This is a genomic window from Acidimicrobiia bacterium, from assembly GCA_016650365.1.
In the GTDB taxonomy this organism is placed as follows: Bacteria; Actinomycetota; Acidimicrobiia; order Spongiisociales; family JAENVV01; genus JAENVV01.
The window spans coordinates 1-1,782 of the sequence record JAENVV010000341.1 but is presented as its reverse complement, the minus strand read 5'-3'; the positions used below and the strand labels follow the sequence as shown (position 1 = coordinate 1,782).

Sequence of the window (1,782 nt, the reverse complement as noted above, 5' to 3'; positions counted from 1 at the left end):
CGGTCACTCGCGGCGAGATGGCGGCGTTCCTCGTTCGGGCACTCAAGCTCACCGCCCAAAACCCCGCCATCGACTTCACAGACGACAACGACTCCATCTTCGAAAACGACATCGAAAAACTCGCCACCGCCGGCATCACCAAAGGCTGCGGAGGTACGAACACGTTCTGCCCAGCAAGCCCGGTAACGCGAGCCCAAATGGCCGCCTTCCTAACTCGAGGAATCTCGTACGAACGCCCGATCGTGGCACCACGACCGGCAACGACCAACGGACCATTGCTCGACACGTTCAGCCCCTTCGACGCCAGTACCGGTTGGTGCGATGGTCTCAACGGGGAAGTGTGCCAGACCACCGTCACGCTGAGTCAGGGCGAATTTCATTTGTTCGAATACTGGTTTGCCGATGGCTGGTCGGCGTTGCCGACCGGCCTCAAGCAAGCCTTCTTGAGTGATCTGGTTCGAGTGGAGGCATATCTCAACGGGGCGCGCCTCTCCGTCGTCGCAACGACGACGCTCGATGGCGACACCCAGTTCAAAGACTTCACGTTCCAGTTCCCGGCCTGGCTGACCGGAAGCCACACGGTGACGGTGGTCTATTTCGACGGGACCAGGGCCTACAAATCGACCATTGTCGTTACGCTCAACATCACCGCGCTCAGTTCTGCACCCCTCGGCGTCGGCAGCGAGCCTCCGCCGACTCGTCCCGCCGGGCGGGTCGCCTTCCCGCAAAAGTAGGAGGCTGTCGAAACTCGCGCCGGCACGTTCGATCAGGTACTTCCCTTCTCGGGTCGTTCTGCCCAGTAGAACCGAGAGTTTTTGCAAACAATCCGACTCTGCGAACCGACAGCGGTGTACGCTGCGGGACACTCATCGAGGCATCGTTGCCAGACATCTCACTACCTTTCACAGCGCCAGCCTGGGTGTTCCTGACCCTCTTCCTCGTCGCGCTTGTCATGCCGATCGCCGCCGAACGGGTCAGACTTCCCGGAGTCCTCGGATTGGTGGTCGGGGGACTCATCGTTGGACCCCAGGTACTCGGCCTGCTCGAACTTCCCGGGCTCGTCTCACAGCTCGGCGGCTTCGGAATCATCTATCTCATGTTCCTGGCCGGTCTCGAACTCGATCTCGACGTCCTGGTCCGCGACAAACGCCACGCGGTCATATTCGGGCTGCTGACATTCGCTCTTCCCATCATCGTCGGGACAGTTGCCAACCTGCTCCTCGGGTTCGGGGTAGCCGCCGCCATCCTCATCGGATCGTTCTGGGCATCACACACCCCGGTGGTCTACCCCACCATCCGTCGTTACGGTCTGGCGAGCGACCCGGCAGTAACTGCCACCATGGGAGCCACGATCATCACGAACAGCCTGGCGCTCATAGTCCTGGCCGCAGTGGTGGCGGTCGAAGCATCAGGAAGCCCACCGGCCGTCATCGCCGTCCGACTTCTTGCCGGATTCGCAATCCTCGCCGTGGTCGCTTTCGTGCTCGTACCAAAACTCACCTTGTGGTTCTTCCGGGGGCTCGGCCAGGACGGAATCCTCCGCTTCCTATTCGTCATGGTCTGTTTACTTGGAGTGTCGGTCGTCGCTGACCTGGGAGGAACCGAGCCGATCGTCGGAGCCTTCTTTGCCGGACTGGCGCTCAACCGACTGGTCCCCAATACCGGCTTTCTCATGCGTCGTATCGAGTTCGTCGGATCAGCCATCCTCATCCCGATCTTCCTCGTGTCCGTCGGCATGCTCGTCGACCTGTCCACGGTGACCGACCCTCGCACGCTGCTGCT

2 protein-coding genes are annotated in these 1,782 nt (G+C 61.2%); both read left to right on the top strand.

Annotation, left to right across the window (positions count from 1 at the left end):
* Positions 1-734: S-layer homology domain-containing protein (locus JJE47_18250; protein ID MBK5269367.1), on the top strand; the 734-nt coding region annotated here is incomplete at its 5' end.
* 146 nt (positions 735-880) lie between these two features.
* A partial coding sequence (locus JJE47_18245) for a cation:proton antiporter (GenBank protein MBK5269366.1) occupies positions 881-1,782 on the top strand: 902 nt, incomplete at its 3' end.